A 25,099-nucleotide genomic window follows, 5' to 3' on the forward strand; every position below is an offset into this window, starting at 1 on the left:
CCTCAGCTAACGCCGGTTGCGCTCACGGGCCAAAAGCGCACAATAACTGTTTTTATATACAGTCATTGGTGTCTTATGGAAAAACAACTCGAACCGGCCATCGCAGCCATGGTGGCAGACTTCATCGCCGCAGGTCGTCCCAAGGCGAGCCAGCTGAGCTGGCAGGCGCGCCGTGACGGCTACCTAGCCTCTGCCCTGTTGGGCGGTGAGCGGGAAGAGGTGGGCGCCATCGAAGAGTGGCAGGCCGATCACCACGCCATCCGCTGCTATCGGCCCGCAGACAAACCGGACCCCGCGTATCCGGTGCTGATCTATTTTCACGGCGGCTGTTTTGTCAGCGGGGATTTCGAGACCCACGATCGCCAGATGCGGATGCTGTGCAACCGGGCCAGCGCCCTGATCTTCGCCGTACACACCCGCCTCGCCCCGGAACACACCTATCCTGCGGCTCACGACGATGCGCTGGCCGCCACACGGGCCATCATGGCCGAGGTGGAGAAATGGCATGGGGATCCGGCACGTCTCGCCATTGCTGGCGACAGCGCAGGGGGTCATCTCGCCCTGATCACCACCTTGCGGCTCAAGGCTGCCAACGCCCCCTTGCCCAAGGCCCTGCTGCTTCTCTATCCCATGCTGGATGCCCTCTGCGAGAGCCAAAGCTACCGCGATCTCGGTGACGACTACCTCATCACCCGGGACATGCTCGCAAGCGGTTTTCACGCCTACCTGGGCAGCCAGCCCCCCTGCCATCCCGAAGCCAGCCCGCTCCACCATCCCGCCCTGTCAGGATTGCCGCCGACCCATATCGTCACGGCGGAATATGATCCGCTGCGCGACGAAGGGGAAGCCCTGTATGGCAAGCTGGTGCAGGCTGGCGTCGATGCCACTTGCCAGCGGCAGCATGGCGTCATTCATGGCTACTTCCAACTGGCGGCCATCAGCCCTGCCGCTCGTCAGCTCATCGACCAGATAGCCATGATGCTCAGAAGACTCTGAGTTGGAACCGGCCCCCAAGCCGTGTTAAAAGTGTCTCTTTTGAATCATGGAGGTAACCGAGTGTTCGAGATAGCGAGCCTGAAAGAGGGCATGATGCACGGGGTGGAGCTGTTCCAGCTGCTGCTGGAGATCATCTCCATCGCCTGCGTGGTCATCGGCCTTGGCAAGACCCTCTGGCTGGCGGCCAGAGTGCGGGATCACGAGCCCGGCTTTCCCCGTATCCGCCTCTGCTTCGGCAGCTGGCTCATCCTGGCGCTGGAGTTCCAGCTCGCCGCCGACATCCTGGCCACCACGGTGGCCCCGAGCAAGGAGGAGCTGGTGCGCCTCGCCATCATCGCGGTCATCCGCACCTTCCTGAACTACTTCCTCGGCAAGGAACTCGATGCCCAGGCCGAGCGCCAGCAACCCGAGCCTGTCAGGTCACCTTCCCGCCCCGACGCCCGATGAGCGGGCTGAGTGGCACAAGGCCACGACACGGAAGGAAAGGCACCTGCCTGATCCCATGAAGAGGGCTCCCCGCGGGGAGCCCTCTTTGTATCCGATAGCAACCATCAGACGTGCTTGCTGGCCAGCTCGTGGCGCTTCAAGGCCAGCAGGGTGATGAGCAGGGCGGCGCTGGCGATCAGCGCCATGCCGATATAGGTGGCGCTGAAACCGGGCGCCAGCTCGGCCGGGCTCAGGCTGGCCAGGTTGTGGCTGCTGCCTGCTGGCAGGGCGGCATGGAACAACACGGCGCAGATGGCGACACCGACCGCCCCACCCAGCTCCCGGCCGAAGTTGAACAGGGACATGCCGATGCCGCGATCTTCCCGCGGCAGGGCATTTTGCACCACCACCGACAGCGCCGGCAGCACCAGACCCAGCCCCAATCCGGCAAACCCCAGTCCCAGTCTGGCCCAGACGTCGAAGTGGATCTGCCACAGGGCCAGCGCTGCCAGGGCAAAACCTGCCACCACGAAACGCTTGTAGTGACCGGTGCGACCGATCAGCTTGCCGCCGACGAAGGCCCCTGCCGTGATGCAGACCATGAAGATCACCATGATCCCGCCACTGTCACTGGCGCTCATCCCCTTTTGCCACTGCATCTGCAACGGCAGGTAGACCAGCACGGCAAACATCAGCAGCTGCGAGGCCAGCGCCAGCAGCACGCTCACCAGATAACCCGGCAGGCGCACCAGGTGGGCCGGCAGTATGGGGTCGTGGGCCCGCCGCTCCACCAGGATCAGCAGCAACAAGGCCGCCCCCAGCGCAGCCGCGAGCCAGACGGCGGGCAAGGCCGCCTCCGGCGAGAGCAGCAACAGGGTGAGGGTGGTGACCGTAATGAGCAGTGCCGCTCCCTTCCAGTCGAAGCGGCAGTGGCGACGCACATTGAGGTGACCCAGATTGCGGTTCACCAGCCAGAGGGCGATAGCGCCGAGCGGCAGATTTATCCAGAAGATCCAGCGCCAGCTGAGCTGCTCGGTAAAATAGCCACCGAGCAGCGGGCCTGCGATGCTGGAGACCGCATAGACCGCCGAGATATACCCCTGATACTTGCCCACCTCCCGTGGCGGAATACAGTCGGCGATGACGGTGAAGGCGAGCGCGATCAGCCCCCCGCCCCCCAACCCTTGCAGCACGCGGGCGGCCAGCAGGGTCGGCAGATCCTGGGCCAGGGCGCAGGCCACTGATCCCGCCAGAAACAGGCCGATACCGATGTTGAGCATGCGTACCCGGCCGAACATGTCGCTCAACTTGCCATAGATGGGCAGGGCCGCTGTGGCCGCCAGCAGATAGGCGGTCACGACCCAGGTGAGGGCGGCACCGGCGTTCAGCTCACCCCCTATGATGGGCAAGGGGGTGGTGACGATGCTCTTTTCCAGTGAGCCCAGGGCGATCACCAGGGCCACGCTCGAGAAGACGGTTTTGGGGGACATAGGCAGGCTCGCTCATGTGAGATATCGGCACAGGGGGTGCAAGGCACATTATTGTCTCATAAATCATTAGCCGATGGTCAAAACCACTGCCAACCATGATGAAGGTCGCGACATCTGCGCGCCGGATCTGCTAGGGTGAGTCTTTGCCGAAGAGGACGCCCCCCATGCCCCAGTCATCCCCCTGCGATCATCACCAGAGTGAACAGCCCCGATTCGACGAGTACGACGCCCTGATCTTCGACATGGATGGCACCCTGGTGGACTCCATGCCTCTGCACCTGGATGCCTGGGAAATCACCAGTGCCGAGTTCGGCCTGCCGTTTGATCGGGCACAGCTCAACGAGTACGGCGGCATCCCCACCCGCAAGATAGTGACCATGCTGGCAGAGCAGCACGGGATGACCATCGACGTGGAAGCCTTTGCCCGGCGCAAGGTGGCCCTCTACCTGGCACGGATCGACGACGTCCGGGTGTTTCCCGCCATGTGGGAGCTGGTCAGGCAGTACCACGGCAAGGTGCCCATGGGCATAGGCACCGGCTCAACCCGGGAACATGCGGCGCACATCCTGCGTCAGACCGGCCTCGATGCCTTCATTCCCGTGCTGGTGAGCGCCGACGACGTGACCAACCACAAGCCTCACCCCGACACCTTCCTGAGAGTGGCCGAGCTGCTCGGCGCCAACCCCGCCAACTGCCTGGTGTTTGAAGACACCCGGATAGGCATTCAGGCGGGCAAGGCCGCCGGCATGACCACCTTGCTGGTCACCGAAGGGACGCTGCAACGGGTGTGAGCGGTGCGGGCCCATCCTAACCGACGGGCCCGCACCAGCTTACTCGGCCTCATTCTCCACCTCCTTCCCACCTGCCGGTACCGGGCCGTCCGGCCGCTCAAATCCCAGATCTGACATGCAGTTGTCAAATTCCGACTCCCCCGGTTTGCCATGCTCCCTGCAGCTCTCAAACGCCGCTTTCATCTCGGCCGACAGCTCGTGCGGAGGCTTGGGCGGGGTACGGCTGCCCTGATCGCCCGCTGCGGCGGTCAGAGTAGTGAGGGAAAACAGCAAAGGCAGAACAATCTTCATGGTATGACTCCAAAACGGGTGGCATACACCGGCACGGTGCGGCGATGGCCCACGGCAGCGGGCGGCATCATGCTAGCGAATCGCCGCGAACTGATGGGTCAAGGGGAGGTAAAGAGGTGTCAGGTCGGCGTAAATCCATAAAAAACGCCCCAGGCGGGGCGTTGTTTTCATGGCGGCCATTACATGGCGTTGGTGGATTCGAAGATCTTGTCGGCCGACGCTTCGACGAAGCCAGGGTAGAGCACGCCGTCGGCCTGCGGGTAGCGCAGGGCAAACTCGTAGAAGCAGCTCGGGATGGTGCGCACGCCGTCGCTGAAGGGCACCTCGGCCTTGTCTGCCATGGTGGAGGATTGCTCCAGCATCACCTCGGGATCGCCCTTCACCTCGCCGCCAACGGTGTTAAGCACGAAGCCTGCCGCCTTGAGCGCCGCATTCACCTGCTGGATGGTGTCGAAGTCCTTCAGGCGGTTGATGTTGACGGTGAAGTGGTTGGCACGATAACCCCAGGCGGCCATCCAGGCGGCGTACTCGCTCTCTGCCAGCAGGGTCTGGTAGTCGGTGTGGGAGACCTGCCAGGGCGCGCCGGCGTAGAGGAAAGCCGGGGTGTCGGTGAGGTGATCGGGTACCTGATCCACCAGCTTGTGGATGATGGCCTGGGCACCTTCGGAGAGCTCTTCCACCTTCAGCTCGCTGATGAACACCTTGGGCGCATCAGGATCTTTATGCTCGAAGTGTTTGGCATAGAGCTTCTTGGCCTTGAATACATACTCGCCCTTCTCTTCATACCCCAGGGCGCGGAAGTGGGCCGCCAGTTTCTCGAGACCGAGCTTGGGCAGGTTGTAGGTCCGAAACGCCACGTGATCGTTGATGATGGGGGCACCGCCGCCCAGCAGTTGATGAACCTTGTGAGCACTGGGGGTGACCTGAATGTAGTTGTCCCACAGATGGCCAAACAGGGTGTCGATATCCTTTTGCATCTCTCTTTCCTTTGATTGCGGGTACAGACAGGGGCACCTGTTCAGTGCCCCTCTTTTATTTTCTTGTTATCAGAAGGTCAGACCGGGAGACAGCTGATCCGGCATAGCAGCCTTGCTGTCTTCGACGGAGGCGACCGGGTAAGCACAGTAGTCGGCGGCATAGTAGGCGCTCGCTCTGTGGTTACCAGAGGCACCGATGCCGCCGAAGGGGGCGGCACTGGAGGCGCCAGTGATGGGCTTGTTCCAGTTGACGATACCGGCACGGATGCGCTTGAAGAAGTGGTTCCAGTCCGCTTCGTTGTCACCGAGCAGGCCGGCCGAGAGACCGAAACTGGTGGCGTTCGCCTTCTCGATGGCCGCATCGAAGTCGTCGTAGCGAATGAGCTGCAGCAGCGGGCCGAAGTACTCTTCATCCGGCAGCGCGCTGACCGCGGTCACGTCTATGATGCCCGGGGAGACAAAGCCGGTGCCCGCTTCCAGGTGCTTGAGGGCAAGCAGGCTTTCGCCACCGAGGCGCTGCAGGTTGGCTTGCGCCTCGACCATGCCGAGTGCGGCCTTCTCGCTGATCATGGCGCCCATGAACGGCTGCTCGGCGGCGTCATAGAAGCCGACCTTGATCTGGCCGACCACCTCCACCAGGCGCTTGACCAGGGCATCGCCCCGCTCGCCGCGCTCGACAAACAGACGGCGCGAGCAGGTGCAACGCTGGCCGGAGGTAATGAAGGCGGACTGCACGATGGCATGGACGGCGCCGTCGATGTCGCTCACATCTTTCACGATCAGCGGGTTGTTGCCACCCATCTCCAGTGCCAGGATCTTGCCCGGCTGGCCGGCAAACTGCTGATGCAGGAAGTGGCCGGTACGGGAGGAGCCGGTGAAGAAGAGGCCGTCGATGTCCGGGTTGCCGGCCAGCGCCTTGCCGGTGTCGACCTCCCCCTGCACCAGGTTGAGCACCCCCTTGGGCAGCCCCGCCTCCTGCCACACCTTGACCATGGCTTCAGCCACCATGGGAGTCAGCTCGGAAGGCTTGAACACGACCGCATTGCCGGCGATGAGCGCCGGCACAATGTGGCCGTTGGGCAGGTGGCCCGGGAAGTTGTAGGGGCCGAACACGGCCACGACGCCATGGGGCTTGTGGCGCACGAACGCCTTGGCGCCCGGCATGGGGTTTTCCACCGTGCCGGTACGCTCGTCATGGGCACGGATGGAGATGGCAATCTTGCCCTGCATGGCCGCCACTTCAGTGCGGGTCTCCCACAGGGGCTTGCCGGTTTCACGGGCGATGGTCAGGGCCAGCGCCTCCTTGTGCTCGCCGAGCAGGTCGGCATAGCGGCGCACGATGGCAAGGCGCTCTTCAAGGGCCAGATCGGACCAATGGTAGAAGGCCGTGCGGGCCGCCTTGACGGCCGCATCCACCTGGGACTGGCTTGCCGCCTCACCCCGCCAGATCACCTCGTTTTTGGCCGGGTCGATGGATTCGAACGGCTTGCCTTCACCGGCCAGCCACTGGCCATCGATAAACTGGACTAAAGACATCATCAATTCACTCCCTGTGGGTACGCAGGCCGCCTCGGCAGCCTGTCTCAATGCTGTGCTGCGGGGTGGGTCAATCCAGATCGACGACGCGCACCATGTCGCCATTTTCCACCTTGAGGGCGGCCGCCATCTTGGGCGGAATGATGGCTTCGTGCTTGTCCAGATCGACCCGGATGTTGCCGTAGCAGGCGCGGTATTGCTCGAACCTGGTGTTGCAGATGAGGTAGGTATGGCCGCCGATGGGCTCACCCACCAGCACCGCCAGCTTCTGGCTGCGGCGCACGCTGCGAATGTTCTTCACCTCGCATTCGACGGTGGGGCCGGCGTCGAAGATGTCGACATAACCGCGATTCACGAACCCCTCATCCTGCAGCATCTTGAGGGCAGGCCGGGTCTTTTCGTGGGTCTTGCCGATGACGGCGCGCGCCTCGTTGCTCAGCAGATTGACATAGATGGGGTACTTGGGCATCAGCTCGGCGATGAAGCGCTTCTTGCCGATGCCGGTGAGATAGTCGACGGTGGGAAAATCCATCGAGAAGAAATGTTTTTGCAGCCACTCGTAGAAGGGGCTGTGGCCGTTGCCATCGGAGACACCACGCATCTCGGCAAAGACGGTACTGTCAAACAGCTCGGGGTGTTCGGCCATGAACAGGAAACGGTGCTTGGAGAGCAGACGGCCGTTGAGCCCCTCGCGGGCGCATTCACGCAGAAACAGGGTGCAGAGCTCGGAATTGCCGGTGTAGTCGTTGGAGAGGGTGAGGGTTTCCACGACATTGTAGATGCCGAGCTTGGGGGAGGAGTGCACCACCTTGCCGATGTGATAGTTGTAGAACGCCTGGGACAGGCCGACCGCCGCGTCGATGGCGCAGGTACCGACCATCTCCCCGGTCTCCAGATCCTCGGCCACGAAGAAATAGAGGCACTCGCCCTTGCCGGCGGGCTTGTCCAGGAAGGTCTGGGTCGAGGCATCGATCTTGCGTTGCAGCAGCTCGTCGTTGACCGGCAAGGATGTCATGCCGGTGCCGGATTCGATGGCACAGGTCTTGAGGCCGGCGAAGTCGCGCTGCTCGATAGGACGGATAACCAACATAAATGACAACTCCCTTTCATTGACGACAGGTGGGGTCCCGGCTCCTGCCGGGAGGGCTCCCCACCTCAATTTGGATCAGGCGTTGACCACCTGAGCGACCGCTTTCTCGAACCGGGCAAGCCCTTCCTTGATGTCCGCTTCCGGGATCACCAGGGAGGGGGCAAAACGCACCACGTTGGTACCGGCAACCAGCGCCATCAGGCCCTGATCGATGGAGGCGAGCAGGAAGTCGCGGGAGCGGCCCTTGAAGTCATCGTTGAGCACGGCGCCCAGCAGCAGGCCCTTGCCGCGCACTTCGCTGAAGCAGTGGTACTTGGCGTTGATGGCTTCCAGCCCTTCGCGGAACAGCTGCTCGCGCTGCTTGATGCCGCTCAGCACTGCCGGGGTGTTGACCACGTCGATCACCGCCTCGGCCACGGCACACGCCAGCGGGTTGCCGCCGTAGGTGGAGCCGTGAGTGCCCACTTTCAGGTGGGAGGCGATTTCGGTGGTGGTCAGCATGGCCCCGATGGGGAAGCCGCCGCCCAGCGCCTTGGCGCTGGTGAGGATGTCCGGGGTGATGCCCAGACCCATGTAGGCAAACAGCTCGCCGGTACGACCGACACCGGATTGCACCTCGTCATAAACCAGCAGGGCGTTGTGCTTGTCGCACAACTCGCGCACCCCCTTGGCAAACTCGTCGGTGGGGCTGATGATGCCACCCTCGCCCTGCAGCGGCTCCATCACCACGGCGCAGGTGTTGTCGGAGATGACGGCAGCCAGCTCCTCCAGGTTGTTGTAGGCGACGTGGGTGATGTCGGCAGGCTTGGGACCGAAGCCATCGGAGTAGGCAGCCTGGCCGCCGACGCTGACGGTAAAGAAGGTACGGCCGTGGAAGCCCTGGTGGAAGGCGATGATCTGGGTCTTGTGGGCCCCGAACTTCTCGATGGCGTAGCGGCGGGCCAGCTTGAGGGCCGCTTCGTTCGCTTCGGCACCGGAGTTGCAGAAATAGACCTTCTCGGCGAAGGTGGCGGCGACCAGTTTCTTGGCCAGGCGCAGGGCCGGCTCGTTGGTCATCACGTTGGAGAGGTGCCACAGCTTCTCACCCTGGGATTTCAGGGCCTCGACCAGTTTGGGATGGCAATGGCCCAGGCCATTGACCGCGATCCCGCCCGCGAAATCCACATACTCGCGGCCTTCCTGATCCCAGACACGTGACCCCTCGCCGCGCACCGGGATGATTTTGGCCGGCGCATAGTTGGGAACCATCACTTCATCAAACACTTCACGTGTCACTGCCAACAACTCTGACATATTGCTCTCCTGCTATCTCGCGGCAGAATAATCCACCGCCCAAAAGTTAAATCCGTGTAAACGTGGCGGAATTATCACAGAAAAAAAGTAAAAAGTCTGTAACTTAACCGCCTATAAGGAACAATGTTCGATTGCCTTTGAGATTTTAGGCAACCGCATTGCATAACGGCTCAGGGGGTGTTGGCAAGAGATAATTTGGACAGGGAGGAGGGTGAATAAAGTCTCAGGGAAATTTTTTTTTGCCTCATGACGGTTTTGAGACAGACATCGCAATTTTTTCAGGAAACGGCCAAAAAGTTGGCCAGCAACTGGTGCCCCTGTTCGCTCAGAATACTCTCCGGATGGAACTGCACTCCCTCCAGCGCCAGCGTTTTATGCCGCAGCCCCATGATCTCGTCCTGGCTGCCGTCGGCATGTTCGCTCCAGGCGGTGACCTCGAAACAGTCGGGGAGCGACGCCGCCTCCACCACCAGAGAATGATAGCGGGTCACCCGCAGCGGGTTGTTGAGCCCCTTGAACACCCCCTCCCCTTTGTGACGGATGAGAGATGTCTTGCCGTGCATCACCTGACGGGCACGCACCACCCGGGCACCAAAGGCCTGTGCCAGGGACTGATGGCCGAGACAGACGCCGAGGATGGGGATCTCGCCGGCAAAACGGGAGATGGCGGCCAAAGAGATGCCCGCCTCGTTTGGCGTGCAGGGGCCGGGAGAGATCACCAGATGGCGGGGGGCAAGCCGGGCTATCTCCTCCAGGCTCAGCTCATCGTTGCGCCTGACCACCACCTCTTGCCCCAGAGCGCCGAAGTATTGCACCAGGTTCCAGGTAAAAGAGTCGTAGTTGTCGATGAGTAGCAGCATGCAAACACCCTGGGAATAAGACAGAGACGGTGATCGGACAGCCCGTTGCGAGCGCGGGCAGACAAACGCCGCGCATTCTGGCATGTCTCATTGCGTTAATAAACCGGCGATCACCTCACCTGCTGTGCAGTCTGTCCGCTCTTCAATGGCGATCCGGGCCTGTCGACCCCACCCGGCGGTGGGCCTGTCCCCGATCGGGCAGCATCAGCCGCTCCATGTCAGGATGGCAAGGTAAAAGAGACGGGAGGCGACCGGGAAAAGGGCACAGGTCGTGACAGGCAGATGGGAAGGAGTCACCTTGGCAAGGGCTGACAACGGACCTCAGCGGTCCAGATAACGGCCCTGTTCCAGTTCCCGTTCCCGCTGGCACTCGGCCAGATAGATGGCAGCCGCGATGGCCGGGGTCTTGTGGTGCTTGTCGATGGCGTTGGAGACCATCAACTGCAAGGTATTGAGGCTCTTGGCCTTGCGAAACTTGCGCAGCCAGTGACCCTTGTCACCCAACTCTTCACTCAGGGTTTGTGATTCGACAGACATGCTTTCTCTTGGGGCAAAGCCCGTGTTTGACATTGGGGAGGTTGCGACAAACCGGAAGGTGTAAAACAAAGAAAGCCAGGCATCCACCCAGCTCTCTTCTACTACACCTTCCCAGTATGTCAGGCTCGAGGAACGAAGCCGACGACATCATATACGCTGATCAGGGTTTTTTCAGCCCTTTCACGCGCCTTTTGTGCGCCAGCCGCCAAAATGGCCTGCAGATGGGCCTCATCCTGACGCAGCTCGCGGAAGCGCGCCTGGATGGGTTCCAGCAAGGCGACCACGGCATCGGCCGTTTCACTCTTGAGGTGGCCGTACATCTTGCCTTCGAAGTGCTGCTCCAACTCCGGGATGGAGCGGCCGGTCACACCGGACATCAGGGTCAGCAGATTGGAAACCCCCGGCTTGTTTTCGGGATCGAAACGCACCACGGCCGGTTCGTCGGAGTCGGTCATCGCCCGCTTGATCTTCTTGACGATCTGCTTGGGATCTTCCAGCAAGCCGATGAAGTTGGCCTCGTTGTCGTCGGACTTGGACATCTTCTTGGTCGGGTCCTGCAGGCTCATCACCCGGGCCCCTTCGGTCGGAATGAAAGGTTCCGGCAGGGTGAAGACTTCGCCATAGAGGTTGTTGAAGCGGGTGCAGATGTCGCGGGTCAGCTCCAGATGCTGCTTCTGGTCATTGCCAACCGGCACCTGATTGGCCTGATAAAGCAGAATGTCGGCTGCCATCAGCACCGGATAACCGAACAGACCGACGTTGACGTTGTTCTCGAAACGGGCGGACTTGTCCTTGAACTGGGTCATGCGCGACAGCTCGCCCATCTGGGTGTAGCAGTTCAGGATCCAGCCGAGCTCGGCGTGCTGGGGCACGTGGGACTGGATGAAGACGGTGCTCTTGGCCGGGTCAATGCCCACCGCCAGATAGAGGGCGGCGGCGTCGAGGCACGCCTTGCGCAAGGCGGCCGGATCCTGGCGGGTGGTGATGGCGTGCAGATCGACGATGCAATAGAGGCAGTCGAAGTCATCCTGCATGCTGACCCACTGACGCAGGGCTCCCATGTAGTTGCCGATGGTCAGCTGGCCCGAGGGTTGGGCACCGCTCAATACGATTGGTTTAGTCATCAGAGTAGTAATCCTTGTTATCCGCCAGCCCGGTCGGGATCAGACCAGCAGGGCGTCGAGTTCGGCAAACTGCTCGCAAACCCAGTCGGGGCGCGAGTCTGCGATAGGGCGGCCATAGTTGTAGCCATAGGTGAGCCCCACCACCTTCATGCCGGCGGCCTGGGCGGCCAGTACGTCATTTTCGGAATCCCCCACCATCAGGGTGCGGGACGGGCTGACACCCAGCTCGTGGCAGGCGTGCAACAGCGGCTCCGGGCTTGGCTTCTTGACGGGTACGCAGTTGCCCCCGAGCCAGAGTGCGAAACAGTCGCTGATGCCGAGGGCCTCCAGAATGGGCTGCACGAAGTGACTCGGTTTGTTGGTCACCACGGCCTGCTGGTAACCCAGCCCCTGCAGACGGCGCAGGCTCCGGGCCACTCCGTCATACATGGCCAGGCCTTCCAGCAGACAGGCCTGATAGTGACGGTCGAACAGGGGGCGGGCCTTGGCAAACTGCTCCGGGGCGTCGCGGTAATCGAGAGCCCGCTGGATCAGCTTGTCGGCGCCGTTGCCGACCCAGGTACGCACCACGGACTCGTCGGCCTCGGCCAACCCCAGCTCCGCCAGGGTACGGTTGACCGCCAGCGCCAGTTGCGGGGCGCTGTCAATCAGGGTGCCATCCAGATCGAACAGCACCAGGTCAAAGGGGCGATCAGCGACGGACATGGGCAAGCTCCGCGCGCATCTGGTCGATCACCGCCTTGTAATCCGGCTTGCCGAAGATGGCAGAGCCCGCCACGAACATGTCGGCACCCGCCTCGGCAATCTCGCGAATGTTGTCGACCTTGACGCCGCCATCGATTTCCAGGCGAATGTCGCGGCCGCTCTCGTCGATCAGGCGACGCACCTGGCGCAGCTTGTCGAGGGTGCCGGGGATGAAGCTCTGACCGCCAAAACCCGGGTTGACCGACATCAGCAGGATCACGTCCAGCTTGTCCATTACGTACTCCAGGCAGGTGAGCGGGGTCGCGGGGTTCAGCACCAGACCAGCCTGGCAACCCTGCTCCTTGATGAGGCCCAGGGTGCGATCCACGTGATCGGAGGCTTCCGGGTGGAAGGTGATCAGGCTGGCACCTGCCTTGGCAAAATCAGGCACGATGCGATCCACCGGCTTGACCATCAGGTGCACGTCGATGAGCGCTTCGATACCGTAATCGCGCAGCGCCTGACAGACCATGGGGCCTATGGTCAGGTTGGGGACATAATGGTTGTCCATCACATCGAAATGGACCACGTCGGCCCCGGCGGCCAGCACCTTGGCCACATCCTCACCCAGACGGGCAAAGTCGGCGGAGAGGATAGAGGGGGCAATCAGAAAGTCTTTCATCAGCGTCATCCATTGGCAGCGTGGCAGAAAAAACGGCGCAATTTTATCGCAAAAGGGCGATGAAAACGACCCGCATCTACAGAACACGCCGCTCCGGCACCATGGCTGGCACACGATGCCAGGCCCGTCTCACAGAATGCCAGCGGGATCGCCAGAGGCCGCATCAGAAATGACAACGGCCCCTCAGGGACCGTTGTTCACTCAGCCGACGGCAACCAGCTCCGCCTCACCGGGATAATAGCCCTGTTCGGGCTCGATGCCGGGCGGATAGAGCGCCAGCAGCTCGGCCACCTTGTTGCGACCACCGCCGTTGCGGCTGATGGTGCGCTTGACCAGGATCTCGTCGAGCCGGGCGCCACGATAGAGCTCGCGGGTCAACTCGATGTCATGGTTGCTGATGAGCACGGGCACCCCTTTATGGGCGGCGGTGTGGCGAGCCAGCCTGGCCAGCAGCGCCTGATCGTCCAGGGTGAAACCGCCTGCCGAATAGGTGGTAAAACTCGCCGTGGTGGAGAGGGGGGCATAGGGCGGATCGCAGTAGATCACCCAGTCTTCCTCTGCACGGGCCATGGCGTCGGCATAGCTTTCACAAATGAACGTCGCCTTCTGCGCCTTCTCGGCAAACGCCCACAGCTCTTTCTCCGGGAAGTAGGGCTTCTTGTAGGAACCGAAGGGAACGTTGAACCCCCCCTTCTTGTTGTAACGGCACAAGCCGTTGAAACCATGGCGATTCAAAAACAGGAACAACTGAGCCCGTTCAAAACCGGCCGCGGTCTGGTTGAACTGGGTACGGAGCCGATAATAGGCGGTCTTGTGGTTGTGCTCGGCCACGAACAGCTTGCGGGCCTCGCTGATGAAGCTGTCCGGCTGCTGCTTGAGGTGGTTGTAGAGGCCAATGAGATCCGGATTGATGTCGTTGAGCACATAGGCGTCGTAATCCGTGTTGAGAAACACGGATCCCGCCCCGACGAAGGGCTCCAGCAACACACGCCCGGCCGGCAAACGCTCGGCGATCTCTTCGACCAGGGAGTATTTTCCCCCGGCCCATTTTAAAAACGCGCGTGTTTTTTTCATGGAAGTCCGGTGTTGACAAGGCTATGCCCAAAAAAGGGGGGTGATTCTACCCCCTTCTTCGGGTGGCTGGCTATTGCTTCAATTCTTTTTGTATCTGGGCGAATGACTTGGGCCAGGGTTGTCCCTTGAGCAAGGCAGGCGACAGCTTGCGAATGGCCGCCTTGGCCTGGGCACTGCTGGCGTAGTCTCCCTGCACCACCACATACCAGGGACTGCCACGGAAACGGGTCTTGTAGACCCACACCTTGCCCGCCAAGCCATGCTCGGCCACAAAGCTGTCTACAGCCTTGGTGTTGCTCGCCCCCATCAACTGGATGCTGTAGTGATTCTTCGGCTTCTTGTTGAGAGTCGCCACCGGCGTCAATGCCACCTTGGCCGCTGGGGCCGCGACCGGCGCTGTCTGCGCGCCACTGGCCGGTTGAGCCTCTGTCCGGGCGGGGACACTGTTCAGGGCCGGATTCTTGACCTGGGCCGTCGTTCCGGTCGGGACCGCACGGGAACCGCTCCCCACCAGCTCATCCACCACGGCCGTGGGCAAGGCGCCGCTGACGTTCGGCTGGTTCATCAATTTCTCGACCACTTCGTCGGAGATGACGACCCGGCGCCCCTCATAGTTGGTTGACTCCGTGGTGACCGTCTCGCTCTCGACCTTCTTGGGCAAGGGCTTGGCATCGGACTGCCAATCGCGGGCAACCTGATTCCCTGACGGGATGGCAGCGGCGCCACTGTTCGCCTGAGTACTCAAGGCCCCGCTCGCCGCACCGACGTTCACAGGATCGCTTGAGACGGGATCGGGCAACGCCATCCCCTGGGACGGAGCCTGGGCGGGGTCCTGGCCTGCACTGTCGAACAGGGGCAGATAGCTCAGGGCCAGCAACCCGCCCGCCACCAGGGCAAGCACGATCGCTATCTTCTTGACGGGCAACTCGGCCTGACGTTTCTTGGGCCTTCTGTCGGTCATGGTATCCTCCAGTAACAGCATGATGGCTGACGGATGTCCGCCCGCCCCATTCAGGATCTCTTCCACTTTCGGCTTGGGCAAGAGGGCAGTCGGGATCTTGAGCTCTTTGGCCTTCTCATACAAGAAGATACGTTGCTCAGGAGCGCTCAGTGGCGCGACTTCCAGCTCGAGGGCTGGCATGGCCCGTCCCTTGAGGAGCGCCTTCTGGTTGCGACACCAGGCGTCATCACCCGAGAGCAGGATGGCCAGTTTATGAGGAGATGCCAGGGTATCGTTGTGACGACAGAGCGCCCACAACTCCCCCACCAGCTCGGCAGGCAAGGTATCGGCACGTTCGATGATGAGCAGCAGTCTGGCAGGCTTGTCACCCACCATGCGAAAGAAGCTGTCCGCCAGGGCATCCTGCGCGTTGAACAGGGGACGAGCCACCACCTGCTGCAACAGCAACTGGCGCACATCCGCCATCTTCATGGACGGGCTGCCGATGAGGCTGGCCACCCGCACCGCATCGGGCAGTTGGGCAAGCAGCGACTCGCACAGTGTGCCACGGCCACTGCCTGGCTTGCCGGAGAGAAAAACAAAGGGGTGGTTGAACTCGATCAGGTGCAGCAGCCGGTCAACCAACTGCCGCTGAGAAGGCAGTTTGAGCAATTTATTAGTGGTCACGACCAGACTCGATCACCGCCATCAATTGCTCGTCTGTCACATCGGCCACGACCTGGGCCTGTCCGATCCCGATCGGCAGCACCAGCCTCAGTTTGCCTTCCAGCACCTTCTTGTCACGGCGCATATGGCGAATGAAGGCGGCAAAATCCATATCGGACGGTGCCTTGACCGGCAAATCGGCGGCCAACAGCAGATCGCGGACTCGTGCCACCTCTTGCGCCGTCATGTCGCCACGGGCCAGGGCCGTCTCGGCCGCCAGCATGGTTCCCGCCGCCACGGCTTCACCGTGCAGCCAGTTGCCATAACCCTTCTCCGCCTCGATGGCATGGCCGAAGGTATGTCCCAGGTTCAGCAAGGCGCGCACGCCGTGCTCGGTCTCGTCCTGACCGACCACATCGGCCTTGATCTCGCAGCAGCGGCGAATGGCATAGGAGAGTGCATCACCGTCGAGGCGCTGCAGGCGGGTCATGTTGGTTTCAAGCCAGGAGAAGAAGGCGGCATCCCAGATGATGCCGTATTTGATCACCTCGGCCATGCCGGCGGCAAATTCCCGGGCAGGCAGGGTCTTGAGGCAGTCGGTATCGATGATCACATGCTTGGGCTGATAGAAGGCACCCACCATGTTCTTGCCGAGGGGATGGTTGACGGCGGTCTTGCCGCCGACGGAAGAGTCAACCTGGGAGAGCAGCGTGGTAGGCACCTGAATAAACGGAATGCCTCGCTGGTAGCTTGCCGCAGCAAAGCCGACAACATCACCTATCACACCGCCCCCCAGAGCGATCAGAGTGGTATCACGACCATGGCTGGTTTCCAGCAGAGCAGACATGATCCGCTCGAAGGTCGCCAGGGTTTTGTAGGCCTCGCCATCGGGCAGGATCAGGTGTTCCACCTGAAAACCGGACAGCAACTGAATGATCTGTTCAAGATACAGGGGCGCGACCACGGTATTGGTCACTATCATGACCCGCTTGCCCTTGATCGTCTGCGCCAGTACCTCGGGGCGTTGCAGCAGACCGGCAGCTATCTCTATCGGGTAGCTGCGTTCACCCAGTTCGACCTTCAACCTTTCCATGGACGTCCTCTAATGAATTACATACCAATCAACTTGACGATTTGATTAGCGACAACTTTGGCACTCTGGTCATCCGTCTGGATGACAAAATCGGCAACCTCTTCGTACAGGGCGTTGCGCTCTTGCGCAAGACGCTCAAGCACTTCACGGGGCGGCTCTTCGGTTTGCAGCAAGGGACGACGCTTGTCTCTCTGGGTTCGCGCCAATTGCTTTTCAATGGTGGTTTCGAGGTAGACCACGATGCCGCGTGCGGAGAGTTTGTTGCGGGTTTCACGGCTCTTGATGGCACCGCCACCCGTTGCCAGCACGATACCCTGCTGTTCGGCGAGCTCACCGATCACCTTCTCTTCGCGGATCCGGAAGCCTTCTTCGCCTTCAACATCGAACACCCAGCCAATATCGGCACCACTGCGGCGCTCAATCTCATGATCTGAGTCGAAAAACTCCATGTGCAGTTGTTCTGCCAGATGTCTACCTATGGTGCTCTTGCCCGCACCCATGGGACCTATCAGGAAAATATTGCGTTTCTCAGCCATGTCTTTTCGTTAGTAATTACAAACTGTATGGCCCCGGTAAACACTCGACCGGGGTACCTATGAACCTTATCTTGCGTTGGATCAGGAGGGGGATTATCTCAGTAGAAACCAGGACTGGCAACCGCAGCCCTTACGCCCCAGCCTCATCGGGGCGTAAGGTTATATGTGTTTTACTCTCACAAGTAAAGTTTTCAGAGGGCGTCGGTCACTATCCTCGGGGTCACGAAGATCAGCAGTTCACGCTTCTTGTTTTCACTGGTGGTTTTCTTGAACAGATAGCCCAACCCAGGGATATCCCCCAGTAGCGGCACCTTGCTGACATCGCTCTTGATGGTCTGTTGATAGATGCCGCCAAGCACCAGAGTTTCACCGTTGTTGACCAACACCTGGGTGGTGATGGACTGGGCGTTGATGGACACCGCATCCCCGGTCCCGGTCGGCACGGTTTCACCCTTGGTATCCTGAGTCACGGTCAAGTCCAGGATCACCCTGTTGTCCGGGGTGATCTGCGGCGTGACCTTGAGGCTCAGCACCGCCTTCTTGAAGGTGACCGAAGTCGCCCCACTGGAAGAGGACTCCACATAGGGGATCTCGGTCCCCTGCTCGATCAGGGCCGGCTTCTGGTTGGCCGTGGTGACACGCGGACTGGCGATGATCTCGGCCTTGCTCTCCTTTTCCAGAGCAGAGAGTTCAAGATCCAGCAGGGTACCATTGGCAAGACGTGCAACCTGGAACGCCAGGGTGCCGGCCGCGTTGGTCACCGGCAGGTTGACGTTGAGTCTGTCTTCTACGTTGGGGCGAGTGATGGTGGAACTGCCATCATTGTTTCCGGCGCCATCATTACCCTCTATGGTACCCGAGGTGCCGTTGCCATGACCGTCTGTCTTGGTCACACCCCAGCGCACCCCCAGTGCCTCATCGAAACCATCATCAATGGTCACCATGCGCGCCTCGATCACCACCTGCTTGACCGGGATATCGAGGATATCCAGCATCCGCTTGACGTTGCTGATGACATCCGCCGTGTCCTTGACCACCAGCACGTTGGTACGTTCATCCACGCTGACCGCCCCTCTGGGGGAGAGCAGCTTGGTGCTCTCGGAGGAGAGCAGGGCCGCCACTTCCGATGCCTTGGCATAGTTGATCTGCAGATACTCGGTGTAGAGGGGAGCGAGATCCGCCACCTGGTTGCGGCTCTCCATCTGCTGTTTCTCGCGAGCGGCAATCTCGTCCGCCGGTGCCACCAGCAGGATGTTGTTGTCCAGCCGTTTGTCCAGCCCTCTGACCTTGAGGATGATGTCCAGCGCCTGCTCCCAGGGCACGCCATCGAGACGCAGCGTGATGTTGCCGGAGACCGAGTCCGTGGTCACCAGATTCAGATTGTTGAAATCGGCGATGATCTGCAACACGGTACGAACAGGAATATCCTGGAAGTTCAATGAGATGGGCTTGCCTTGGTACTGCTTCGCCGCCGTGGTGGCCACCCGTTTTTTCACCTCGATGATGAACATCTTGTCGGCCTGATCGTAACGGTAGTCAAACTGGCCGTTCACCGAGAGCTCGAACAGGGTGTCATTGCCCTGGCGGAACACCTCCACCTGGGAGACCGGGGTAGCAAAGTCCTGCACATTGATGAGGTTGAGCTGATCATCAGGCACCCGGGTACCGTGGAACTTGGCCAGCACTTTCTGACCACGGCTGCTGACATCCACCGCCGCCGAACTGTTGTCCAGCGTCACGAGGAACTCCCCCTGCCCCTCCTTGCCACGACGAAAATCCACGCCCTTGACCGAGTTGAAGTATGCGCCACCCATGTTTGCCTGAGACACGGACAACACCGGCTTGCTGGGGGCAACGGGCGAAGGAGCCACAGTAGGCGTGGCAGCCACGGCAGGCTGAGCCTGATACTGGGACTGGTTCTGGGCAACTCGCTGGGTGTCAATCAATGCAGACTGAGTCACCGGCTGGCTTCTGACGAGCGCAGACTGGCTGGCTGCAACAGGCGCCGCCGAGGAAGCGACCGGCTGCCCTGCCTTGTCTCCCAGCGCCACCAGCAATTTATTGCCCTGCTGATGGACCTGATAGGGGGTGAGCTGATCGAGGGCGATCTTGATGTCGAGCCCCTGCCCCTTCCCCTCAACCAGGAGGTTGTTCACCCCTTGCTGCTTGATGGGCAGGGGATTGACCGTCAGGGCACCGATGGCCCCGGGTACGTGCAGCAGAAGCTGATTGGGTTCATAGGTCAACCTGTCCGTAAAACCGCTGACCGGTTCGCTGAAGCTGAGCTCCAGCAGGAGTTGATCGGCCAGCAGGGGATTCACCTTGACCTCCTGCAACGCGGGTACTGCCCACACCTGAGTGCATCCGCCCAGCCACAGCAGCGCCACACCGGTCATCCTTCTTATTGTTGTTCTCATCTCTGCTCATCCCTGATCATAGTTTTGCGTCGAGATTGGCCATGGCCAGCTGGGTTTCTCGGGTGACCCAGCATCCTTTGCCATCCGGTACCGTCTCCATCAAGTCAACATGCGTGTTCGTTATCTTGATGACCCTGCCCTGATCCAGCCCCATGTGCTGGTTGAGCCCGACGCGCACGGCTTGCCCGTCCGGGGTTTTGATCAATGCCCACAACTGCCCCTGCTTGCCGATGGAGCCTTTCATGCTCAGGCTGGCAAGCGAGTAGCGTTCCAGCACCTCCTTTTCCCGATTGGCCACTATCTGGGCACAGTCCGGCTTGGCCTTGGCGTCCAGCCTGGAACTGGTTTCCGGCTGGGGTGCAATGAACGGACTGCGCTGATCGCTGCGTTGATAGACCATGGGAGAGAAGGGCTTTATCTCCGGCAAAGGTTCGATCGGTACCGGCTTTCTGGCCTTGGTCTGTTTGACATATTCATCCATGTCCTCCTGTCCCCCACAGGCCGTCAACAGCAGCGCCGACAAGAGAAGTACGCCCGCTCTCATGCTCATGGCTTTTTCTCCACGGTTTTGCCGTTGTACTTGTAGGTCTTGGCCTGCATGGACATACCGATCAGCTCCCCCCCCTTCCCCTGGCTGAGCTGGAAAGAATCCAGGATCACGATGCGCGGCAAAGCAGCCATGTCCGCCGTGAACTTGCCAAGTTCGTGATAGGTGCCCACGACCTCGATGCGCATGGGCAGCTCGGTGGAGAACTCGTGTTTCACCTCTGGCTCCCAGTTGATCCTGTTCAATGTCAAACCGTTGTCGGTGGCAATGAAGCTGATGTCATCCAGCAAACCGGCGACTTCGTGGGTGTTGGGCAGCTGTTTGAGCTGGGTGTCGACCAGATGTTCCAGCTGGACCATCTGCTTTCTGTATGCCTCTAGGTTCGCGGCCAGCATGGCCTTGCTCTCGAATTGTCCCTTGAGCTCGGTCTCTTTTGCGGCTTCACGACCCAGAGCCGCCAGGGAATTGGCAATCACGTAGTAATAGAGTGCCCCGCCAAGCAGAGCACAGCAGAAGAAGACAAAGATGCCCTTGGCGATCGGCGGCCAGCGGGCAATGTCATTGAGATCCAGGTCGTTGAGTTGTTGCAGGTTCATTTTTGCCCCTAAGCCACGTTGGGTAGCGCCGTGGCAATCTGGAACATCATGGAGAACTGGCTCAGGGCGATGGGGGCTACCTCGGCCGTGAAAATGGTGCTGAGCTGGGATTGTGTCAGCCAGCCGGAACCGTCGATTCGGCGCATCATGCTGGCTACCCTGCCATAGGCTTCAGTCTTTCCCTTCACGTCTATCTTGTTGTTTTGCAGAGCAAGGCTATCAAGATACACCCCGTTGGGGACCAGCACCGGCAGCTGATTGAACAGACGCACAGGGATGTTGCGGCGCATCTGCAACTGCTCGATGAGTTGCATGCGGTCAATCAACTCCTTGCGCCGTTCCTTGAGAAGCCTGATCTCCCCAAGCTGGGTGTCCAGGGTTGCCATCTCCTGCTGCAACCGCTGATTGCGCTGCTGCTGGTAACCGATCTGCTGCTGCACCAGCCAGTCTGCGGCAAAGGCGATGGCTGCCGTCCCCGCCAGGAACAGACCGAACAGGATGCCGAATTGTTTCTTCTGACGCTGCGCCCGAGCCTGCCGCCAGGGCAGAAGGTTTATATTTGACATGGTGTGAAGCTCCTCAGTGCCAGCCCGAGCGCCGTCATGTACTTGGCCCCATGAGTCAGCCCCCCCTCTCCCTGCGGCTTGCCAAAGAGTGCAAAGGGATCGGGATGCAGCACCTCGCAGTTGAGCTCGCTGCCGATTTGTCCGGCCAGCCCCGGCAGCAGGCTCCCCCCTCCGGTCAGCACCAGCCTGGAGAGCTCCTTGTTCCCCGAAGAGCTGCAAAACAGCTGCACGTTGCGCCGTATCTGCAACACCAGGGTGCTGAGGTGAGGCAACAGGACATCCACCTCATGATCCGCAGGCAAGGAGCCCTGGAGCTTAGCCAGCTCCGCCTCTTCCATACTCATGCTGTAAAAAGAGGCCAATGCCTGGCTGTATTGATCACCACCAAAATTCTGCAACCGGGAATAGATGACCTGGCCCCGTAGCAGGGCGGCGAAAGTCAGGGCGCTGGCACCGATGTCGACGATGCCAACCGGTTTCTCCGAGGTTTGCAGGTCGGGCAGGCAGGCCAGCACGGCGCGTCCGAGCGCATGGGCCCCCACATCCACCACCATGGTCGTCATGCCTGCCTCCGTCAGGGCACTGACCCGGCCACTGACGCTCTCGGTCCGCGCGGCACTGAGCAGGACCTCCTGACGCCCGTTGTCGCCCGCCATGCCGAGGATTTCAAAATCCAGGCTCACTTCATCAAGGGGAAAGGGGATGAGCTGCTCAGCCTCCAGGTGAACCTGGTTCTCCAGCTCGCTCTCGTTGATGTTGGTATCGACCTGAATGATCTTGGTGATGACGTTGGAACCGGTCACGGCCGTGGCCACGTTCTGGCAATCCCCTTGCACGAGCCGCTTGAGCGACTTGAGGGACTGACTGACCCGTTCAATGTCCTGAAGTTGATAGTCGACCAGCGTCCCCCTTGGCATGGGGATCTCGGCAACCGAACCGAGGTGCACCTTGCCGGGACGTCCGCTGATGGTGACGGCCTTGATGGTTTGACTGCCAAAATCAATGCCCGCCAAGGAGACGAGGGATCCCTTACTTAATAGCCCAAACATATACACATCCATGCGTTATTGGGTTTTCGGACTTATTGTAGGACAGCGCGTCATGATGTGACGGCTTAACTCAATATAATGCTCTATCTATCAATGTCATAAAGTTTGTGTCAAAAGTTGACGCCCCTCTCCTTTCGGCCTTGATTGCGGCCCCCTTGGTAATTGTGCCCTGGAGTGCTACCCTCCCGCCTCTTCTCGGGGTCGCCTGTTTGCGGAGAGGAAAACCTCGAATCCGCGAGGGTAAAAAGGCTATACTCTGCGCCCGTTGGCTAATTTTAAGACGATTGGTAGTTCTTCCATGCTGAAATGGCTCGTTCGCCTGTTTATTGTCATGATGCTGGGTGCTGTGCTGGGCGTTGCCAGCCTCATCGGCATCTACTTCTACATCAAGCCCCAGTTGCCGGACGTCAGCGCTCTGCGCGATGTCAAACTGGCTACCCCCATGAAGGTCTACAGCCGGGACGGGGAATTGATCTCCCAGTTTGGCGAAATTCGTCGCATCCCTCTGCGGCTGGACGAAATTCCCCAGTCCATGATCGATGCCGTACTCGCCACCGAAGATGCCCGCTTCTATGAGCACCCGGGCATAGATCCCATCGGCATCATCCGTGCCGCCACCGTCTGGGCCGTCTCCGGCCAGGCGCGCCAGGGCGCCAGTACCATTACCCAGCAGGTGGCTCGCAACTTCTTCCTGAGCAACGAGAAGACTCTTGTACGCAAGATCAAGGAAGTGTTCCTCGCCTGGCGCATCGAGCAGAACCTCTCCAAGGACGAGATCCTCACCCTCTATCTCAACAAGATCCCCCTCGGCTACCGGGCATTCGGGGTCGGCGCGGCCGCCCAGGTCTACTTCGGCAAGGAGGTCAAAGATCTGACCCTGGACGAGATCGCCATCATCGCGGGTCTCCCCAAGGCCCCCTCCATGCTGAACCCGATCCGTTCCCCGGAGCGCGCCTTCGCCCGCCGCAACGTGGTACTGGGTCGCATGCTGGAAACCGGCAAGATCACCCAGGCCCAGTATGACGAAGCCTCCAAGATGCCGGTCAAGGCCCGTTTTCACGGTGCCGAAACTACGCTGAACGCCCCCTATCTGAGCGAGATGGTACGCCAGAAGATGGTGGAGCAGTTTGGTGAAGATGCCTACACCATGGGGCTGCACGTCTACACCACCGTCACCGCCAAGCGTCAGCGCGCCGCCCATCAGGCGCTGCTGGACGGTGTCTTCGACTACGACACCCGCCACGGCTACCGTGGCCCGACCGCCTTGCTGTGGAAAGCCGGTGAAACGGCCTGGGACTACGAGCAGATCATGGCCCATCTGGCCAAGCAGCCGACCTATCAGCCCCTGATGGCCGCCGTGGTCACCCAGCTCGGCGACAAGAGCGCCACCCTGGTGCTCAAGAATGGCAAACAGGCCGAACTGGGCTGGAATGGCATCAAGTGGGCGCGTGCCTTCATCACCGACGATCGCCAGGGCTTTGCCCCGAAATCGGCGCGGGATGTACTGAAAGTCGGCGCCCAGATCTGGGTCAGGGAGAAGGGGGAAGAGTTGCTGCTCTCCCAGATCCCCGACGTCAACGCCGCCCTGGTGGCCATGAACCCGCAAGACGGCGCCATCGAGGCCCTGGTCGGCGGCTTCAGCTTCGAGCTCTCCAAGTTCAACCGGGTCGATCAGGCCCGTCGTCAGGTCGGCTCCAACATCAAGCCTTTCCTCTATGCCACCGCGCTGGAGCAGGGCTATACCCTGGCGTCCCTCATCAACGATGCACCGATCAACCAGTGGGATCCTGCCAAGGGCCCCATGTGGCAGCCCAAGAACTCGCCCGCCATCTATGAAGGGCCGACCACATTGCGCCTCGGCCTTGCCAAGTCCAAGAACGTGATGTCGGTCCGCCTGATGCGCGCCATCGGGCTGGATACCTATATCGACGGCCTGACCCGCTTCGGCTTCGCCCGTGATCACATTTCCGCCAACGAATCCCTGGCGCTGGGTGCGGCGGAGTTCACCCCGCTGGAAGTGGTGCGCGGCTACTCGGTGCTGGCCAATGGCGGCTTCCAGGTCACCCCCTACTTCATTACCGAAGTGACTGACAGCTTCGGCACCCCCCTGTTCGAGGCCAACCCGGCCGCCGCCTGCCGCGACTGCGGCGTGCTGGCCGCCGCCGGTCTCGACAGCGCGGATGCCTATGCCAATACCACGGCAGACTGGAAGGCCCAGTGCCCCATCGATCCTGTCGTGCCCAACAACATGGCACCGCAGACCATCAGCGCCCAGAGCGCCTTCCTCATCACCGACACCCTGACCACCGCCATCTGGGGTGGCAATGGCTGGCGTGGTACCGGCTGGCGGGCAGCCCGTGACCTCAAGCGTCACGACATCTCGGGCAAGACGGGGACCACCAACGAATCCCGGGATGCCTGGTTCTCCGGCTATACCCCGAATCTGGTGGCCACCTCCTGGATCGGTTTTGACAACCACCAGCGCGGTCTGGGCCGGGCCGAGTTTGGCGGTGGTGCCGCCCAGCCCATCTGGATTGACTTCATGAAGACGGCTCTGCAACAGGTGCCCGAGCGCAAGATGCCGGTCCCCGAAGGGATCATGCAGGTCCGCATCGATCGTGAAACCGGTCTGCTGACCAATCGCGCCGATGGCAGTACTACGGAGGAGTTCTTCAAGGAGGGCACAGAGCCCACCCGCTACGCGAGCCAGATCTCCGATGGCAACCAGGTGTATGGCGGTGACGATGCGACCACAGACGGTCCCGTCTCCACCGACGACATCTTCTAGGTCCCCCTGGAAACAACAAAAACCGGCGCCCAGGCGCCGGTTTTTGTTTC

At 60.8% G+C, this 25,099-nt stretch carries 24 protein-coding genes; 4 read left to right on the forward strand and 20 right to left on the reverse strand.

Going from position 1 to position 25,099, the window contains the following annotated elements; genetic code table 11:
* Positions 1-75 precede the first annotated feature (75 nt).
* Together HKD46_RS14445 and HKD46_RS14450 are read left to right on the forward strand one after the other, a co-directional pair.
* Positions 76-996 carry an alpha/beta hydrolase gene (locus tag HKD46_RS14445; protein ID WP_069651502.1) on the forward strand — a complete coding sequence of 307 codons (921 nt, stop codon included), beginning with the start codon at positions 76-78 and terminating at the stop codon, positions 994-996.
* 60 nt (positions 997-1,056) lie between these two features.
* Entirely contained in the window at positions 1,057-1,443 is a 387-nt protein-coding gene (locus HKD46_RS14450) for a DUF1622 domain-containing protein (RefSeq protein WP_010673839.1), read from the forward strand.
* Between the two features lie 104 nt (positions 1,444-1,547).
* Here HKD46_RS14450 and HKD46_RS14455 read toward each other — a convergent pair whose 3' ends face one another.
* Positions 1,548-2,912 carry an MDR family MFS transporter gene (locus HKD46_RS14455; RefSeq protein ID WP_171865582.1) on the reverse strand — a complete coding sequence of 455 codons (1,365 nt, stop codon included), beginning with the start codon at positions 2,910-2,912 and terminating at the stop codon, positions 1,548-1,550.
* 164 nt (positions 2,913-3,076) lie between these two features.
* Between HKD46_RS14455 and HKD46_RS14460 the strand changes: the two genes are divergently transcribed.
* On the forward strand, positions 3,077-3,703 hold the full coding sequence (locus tag HKD46_RS14460; RefSeq protein WP_161470107.1) for an HAD family phosphatase: 627 nt from the start codon (positions 3,077-3,079) through the stop codon (positions 3,701-3,703).
* 39 nt (positions 3,704-3,742) lie between these two features.
* Here HKD46_RS14460 and HKD46_RS14465 read toward each other — a convergent pair whose 3' ends face one another.
* The 19 genes from HKD46_RS14465 to tapM form a co-directional block, all read right to left on the reverse strand.
* Positions 3,743-3,994 carry a hypothetical protein gene (locus HKD46_RS14465; RefSeq protein WP_161470106.1) on the reverse strand — a complete coding sequence of 84 codons (252 nt, stop codon included), beginning with the start codon at positions 3,992-3,994 and terminating at the stop codon, positions 3,743-3,745.
* 179 nt (positions 3,995-4,173) lie between these two features.
* Complete coding sequence (locus HKD46_RS14470; RefSeq protein ID WP_039039589.1) at positions 4,174-4,971, reverse strand: DUF1338 domain-containing protein; 798 nt, start codon at positions 4,969-4,971, stop codon at positions 4,174-4,176.
* Positions 4,972-5,040: 69 nt separating this feature from the next.
* Complete coding sequence (astD, locus tag HKD46_RS14475; protein WP_171865583.1) at positions 5,041-6,510, reverse strand: succinylglutamate-semialdehyde dehydrogenase; 1,470 nt, start codon at positions 6,508-6,510, stop codon at positions 5,041-5,043.
* A 67-nt stretch (positions 6,511-6,577) separates the two neighbouring features.
* Positions 6,578-7,597: an arginine N-succinyltransferase gene (astA, locus tag HKD46_RS14480; protein ID WP_039039587.1), complete on the reverse strand. Its 1,020-nt coding sequence runs from the start codon at positions 7,595-7,597 to the stop codon at positions 6,578-6,580.
* A 75-nt stretch (positions 7,598-7,672) separates the two neighbouring features.
* The gene (locus HKD46_RS14485) at positions 7,673-8,890 is read right to left on the reverse strand and encodes an aspartate aminotransferase family protein (protein WP_039039586.1); all 1,218 of its coding nucleotides are present in this window, start codon (positions 8,888-8,890) and stop codon (positions 7,673-7,675) included.
* 278 nt (positions 8,891-9,168) lie between these two features.
* Positions 9,169-9,750, reverse strand: a complete 582-nt coding sequence (locus HKD46_RS14490; protein WP_041215622.1) for an aminodeoxychorismate synthase component II — start codon at positions 9,748-9,750, stop codon at positions 9,169-9,171.
* Between the two features lie 321 nt (positions 9,751-10,071).
* Positions 10,072-10,287, reverse strand: coding sequence for a hypothetical protein (locus tag HKD46_RS14495; RefSeq protein WP_010673831.1), 216 nt, complete (start codon positions 10,285-10,287; stop codon positions 10,072-10,074).
* A 119-nt stretch (positions 10,288-10,406) separates the two neighbouring features.
* Positions 10,407-11,411, reverse strand: coding sequence for a tryptophan--tRNA ligase (gene trpS / locus HKD46_RS14500; protein WP_010673830.1), 1,005 nt, complete (start codon positions 11,409-11,411; stop codon positions 10,407-10,409).
* Positions 11,412-11,450: 39 nt separating this feature from the next.
* Positions 11,451-12,116, reverse strand: a complete 666-nt coding sequence (locus HKD46_RS14505) for a phosphoglycolate phosphatase (protein ID WP_010673829.1) — start codon at positions 12,114-12,116, stop codon at positions 11,451-11,453.
* Positions 12,103-12,777, reverse strand: coding sequence for a ribulose-phosphate 3-epimerase (gene rpe, locus HKD46_RS14510; RefSeq protein WP_010673828.1), 675 nt, complete (start codon positions 12,775-12,777; stop codon positions 12,103-12,105). Before rpe ends, HKD46_RS14505 begins: the two co-directional genes overlap by 14 nt.
* A 201-nt stretch (positions 12,778-12,978) precedes the next feature.
* A complete protein-coding gene (locus HKD46_RS14515) occupies positions 12,979-13,851 on the reverse strand; it encodes a Dam family site-specific DNA-(adenine-N6)-methyltransferase (RefSeq protein ID WP_029314124.1) in 873 nt (290 codons plus the stop codon).
* Between the two features lie 70 nt (positions 13,852-13,921).
* The gene (locus tag HKD46_RS14520; RefSeq protein WP_053288714.1) at positions 13,922-15,478 is read right to left on the reverse strand and encodes an SPOR domain-containing protein; all 1,557 of its coding nucleotides are present in this window, start codon (positions 15,476-15,478) and stop codon (positions 13,922-13,924) included.
* On the reverse strand, positions 15,468-16,550 hold the full coding sequence (aroB, locus tag HKD46_RS14525; protein ID WP_039039582.1) for a 3-dehydroquinate synthase: 1,083 nt from the start codon (positions 16,548-16,550) through the stop codon (positions 15,468-15,470). Before aroB ends, HKD46_RS14520 begins: the two co-directional genes overlap by 11 nt.
* Before the next feature lie 17 nt (positions 16,551-16,567).
* Positions 16,568-17,086 (reverse strand): shikimate kinase AroK, encoded by a 519-nt coding sequence (aroK, locus tag HKD46_RS14530; RefSeq protein ID WP_010673824.1) that lies wholly within the window; start codon positions 17,084-17,086, stop codon positions 16,568-16,570.
* 191 nt (positions 17,087-17,277) lie between these two features.
* Positions 17,278-19,503: a type IV pilus secretin PilQ gene (locus HKD46_RS14535; protein WP_053288716.1), complete on the reverse strand. Its 2,226-nt coding sequence runs from the start codon at positions 19,501-19,503 to the stop codon at positions 17,278-17,280.
* A gap of 16 nt (positions 19,504-19,519) precedes the next feature.
* Complete coding sequence (locus tag HKD46_RS14540; RefSeq protein ID WP_039039609.1) at positions 19,520-20,047, reverse strand: pilus assembly protein PilP; 528 nt, start codon at positions 20,045-20,047, stop codon at positions 19,520-19,522.
* A gap of 2 nt (positions 20,048-20,049) precedes the next feature.
* Complete coding sequence (gene tapO, locus HKD46_RS14545) at positions 20,050-20,646, reverse strand: PilO family type IV pilus biogenesis protein TapO (protein ID WP_041212566.1); 597 nt, start codon at positions 20,644-20,646, stop codon at positions 20,050-20,052.
* Between the two features lie 8 nt (positions 20,647-20,654).
* Entirely contained in the window at positions 20,655-21,212 is a 558-nt protein-coding gene (gene tapN, locus HKD46_RS14550) for a PilN family type IV pilus biogenesis protein TapN (RefSeq protein WP_161470102.1), read from the reverse strand.
* Complete coding sequence (tapM, locus tag HKD46_RS14555) at positions 21,200-22,261, reverse strand: PilM family type IVa pilus assembly protein TapM (RefSeq protein WP_171865584.1); 1,062 nt, start codon at positions 22,259-22,261, stop codon at positions 21,200-21,202. The genes tapN and tapM overlap by 13 nt, the downstream gene beginning before the upstream one ends.
* 298 nt (positions 22,262-22,559) lie before the next feature.
* Here tapM and HKD46_RS14560 point away from each other — a divergent pair, with 298 nt between their 5' ends.
* Entirely contained in the window at positions 22,560-25,049 is a 2,490-nt protein-coding gene (locus tag HKD46_RS14560) for a penicillin-binding protein 1A (protein WP_010673818.1), read from the forward strand.
* The last annotated feature ends 50 nt before the right edge of the window (positions 25,050-25,099 follow it).

This window comes from Aeromonas sp. TW 6 (assembly GCF_013168745.1).
Lineage (GTDB): Bacteria > Pseudomonadota > Gammaproteobacteria > Enterobacterales > Aeromonadaceae > Aeromonas > Aeromonas caviae.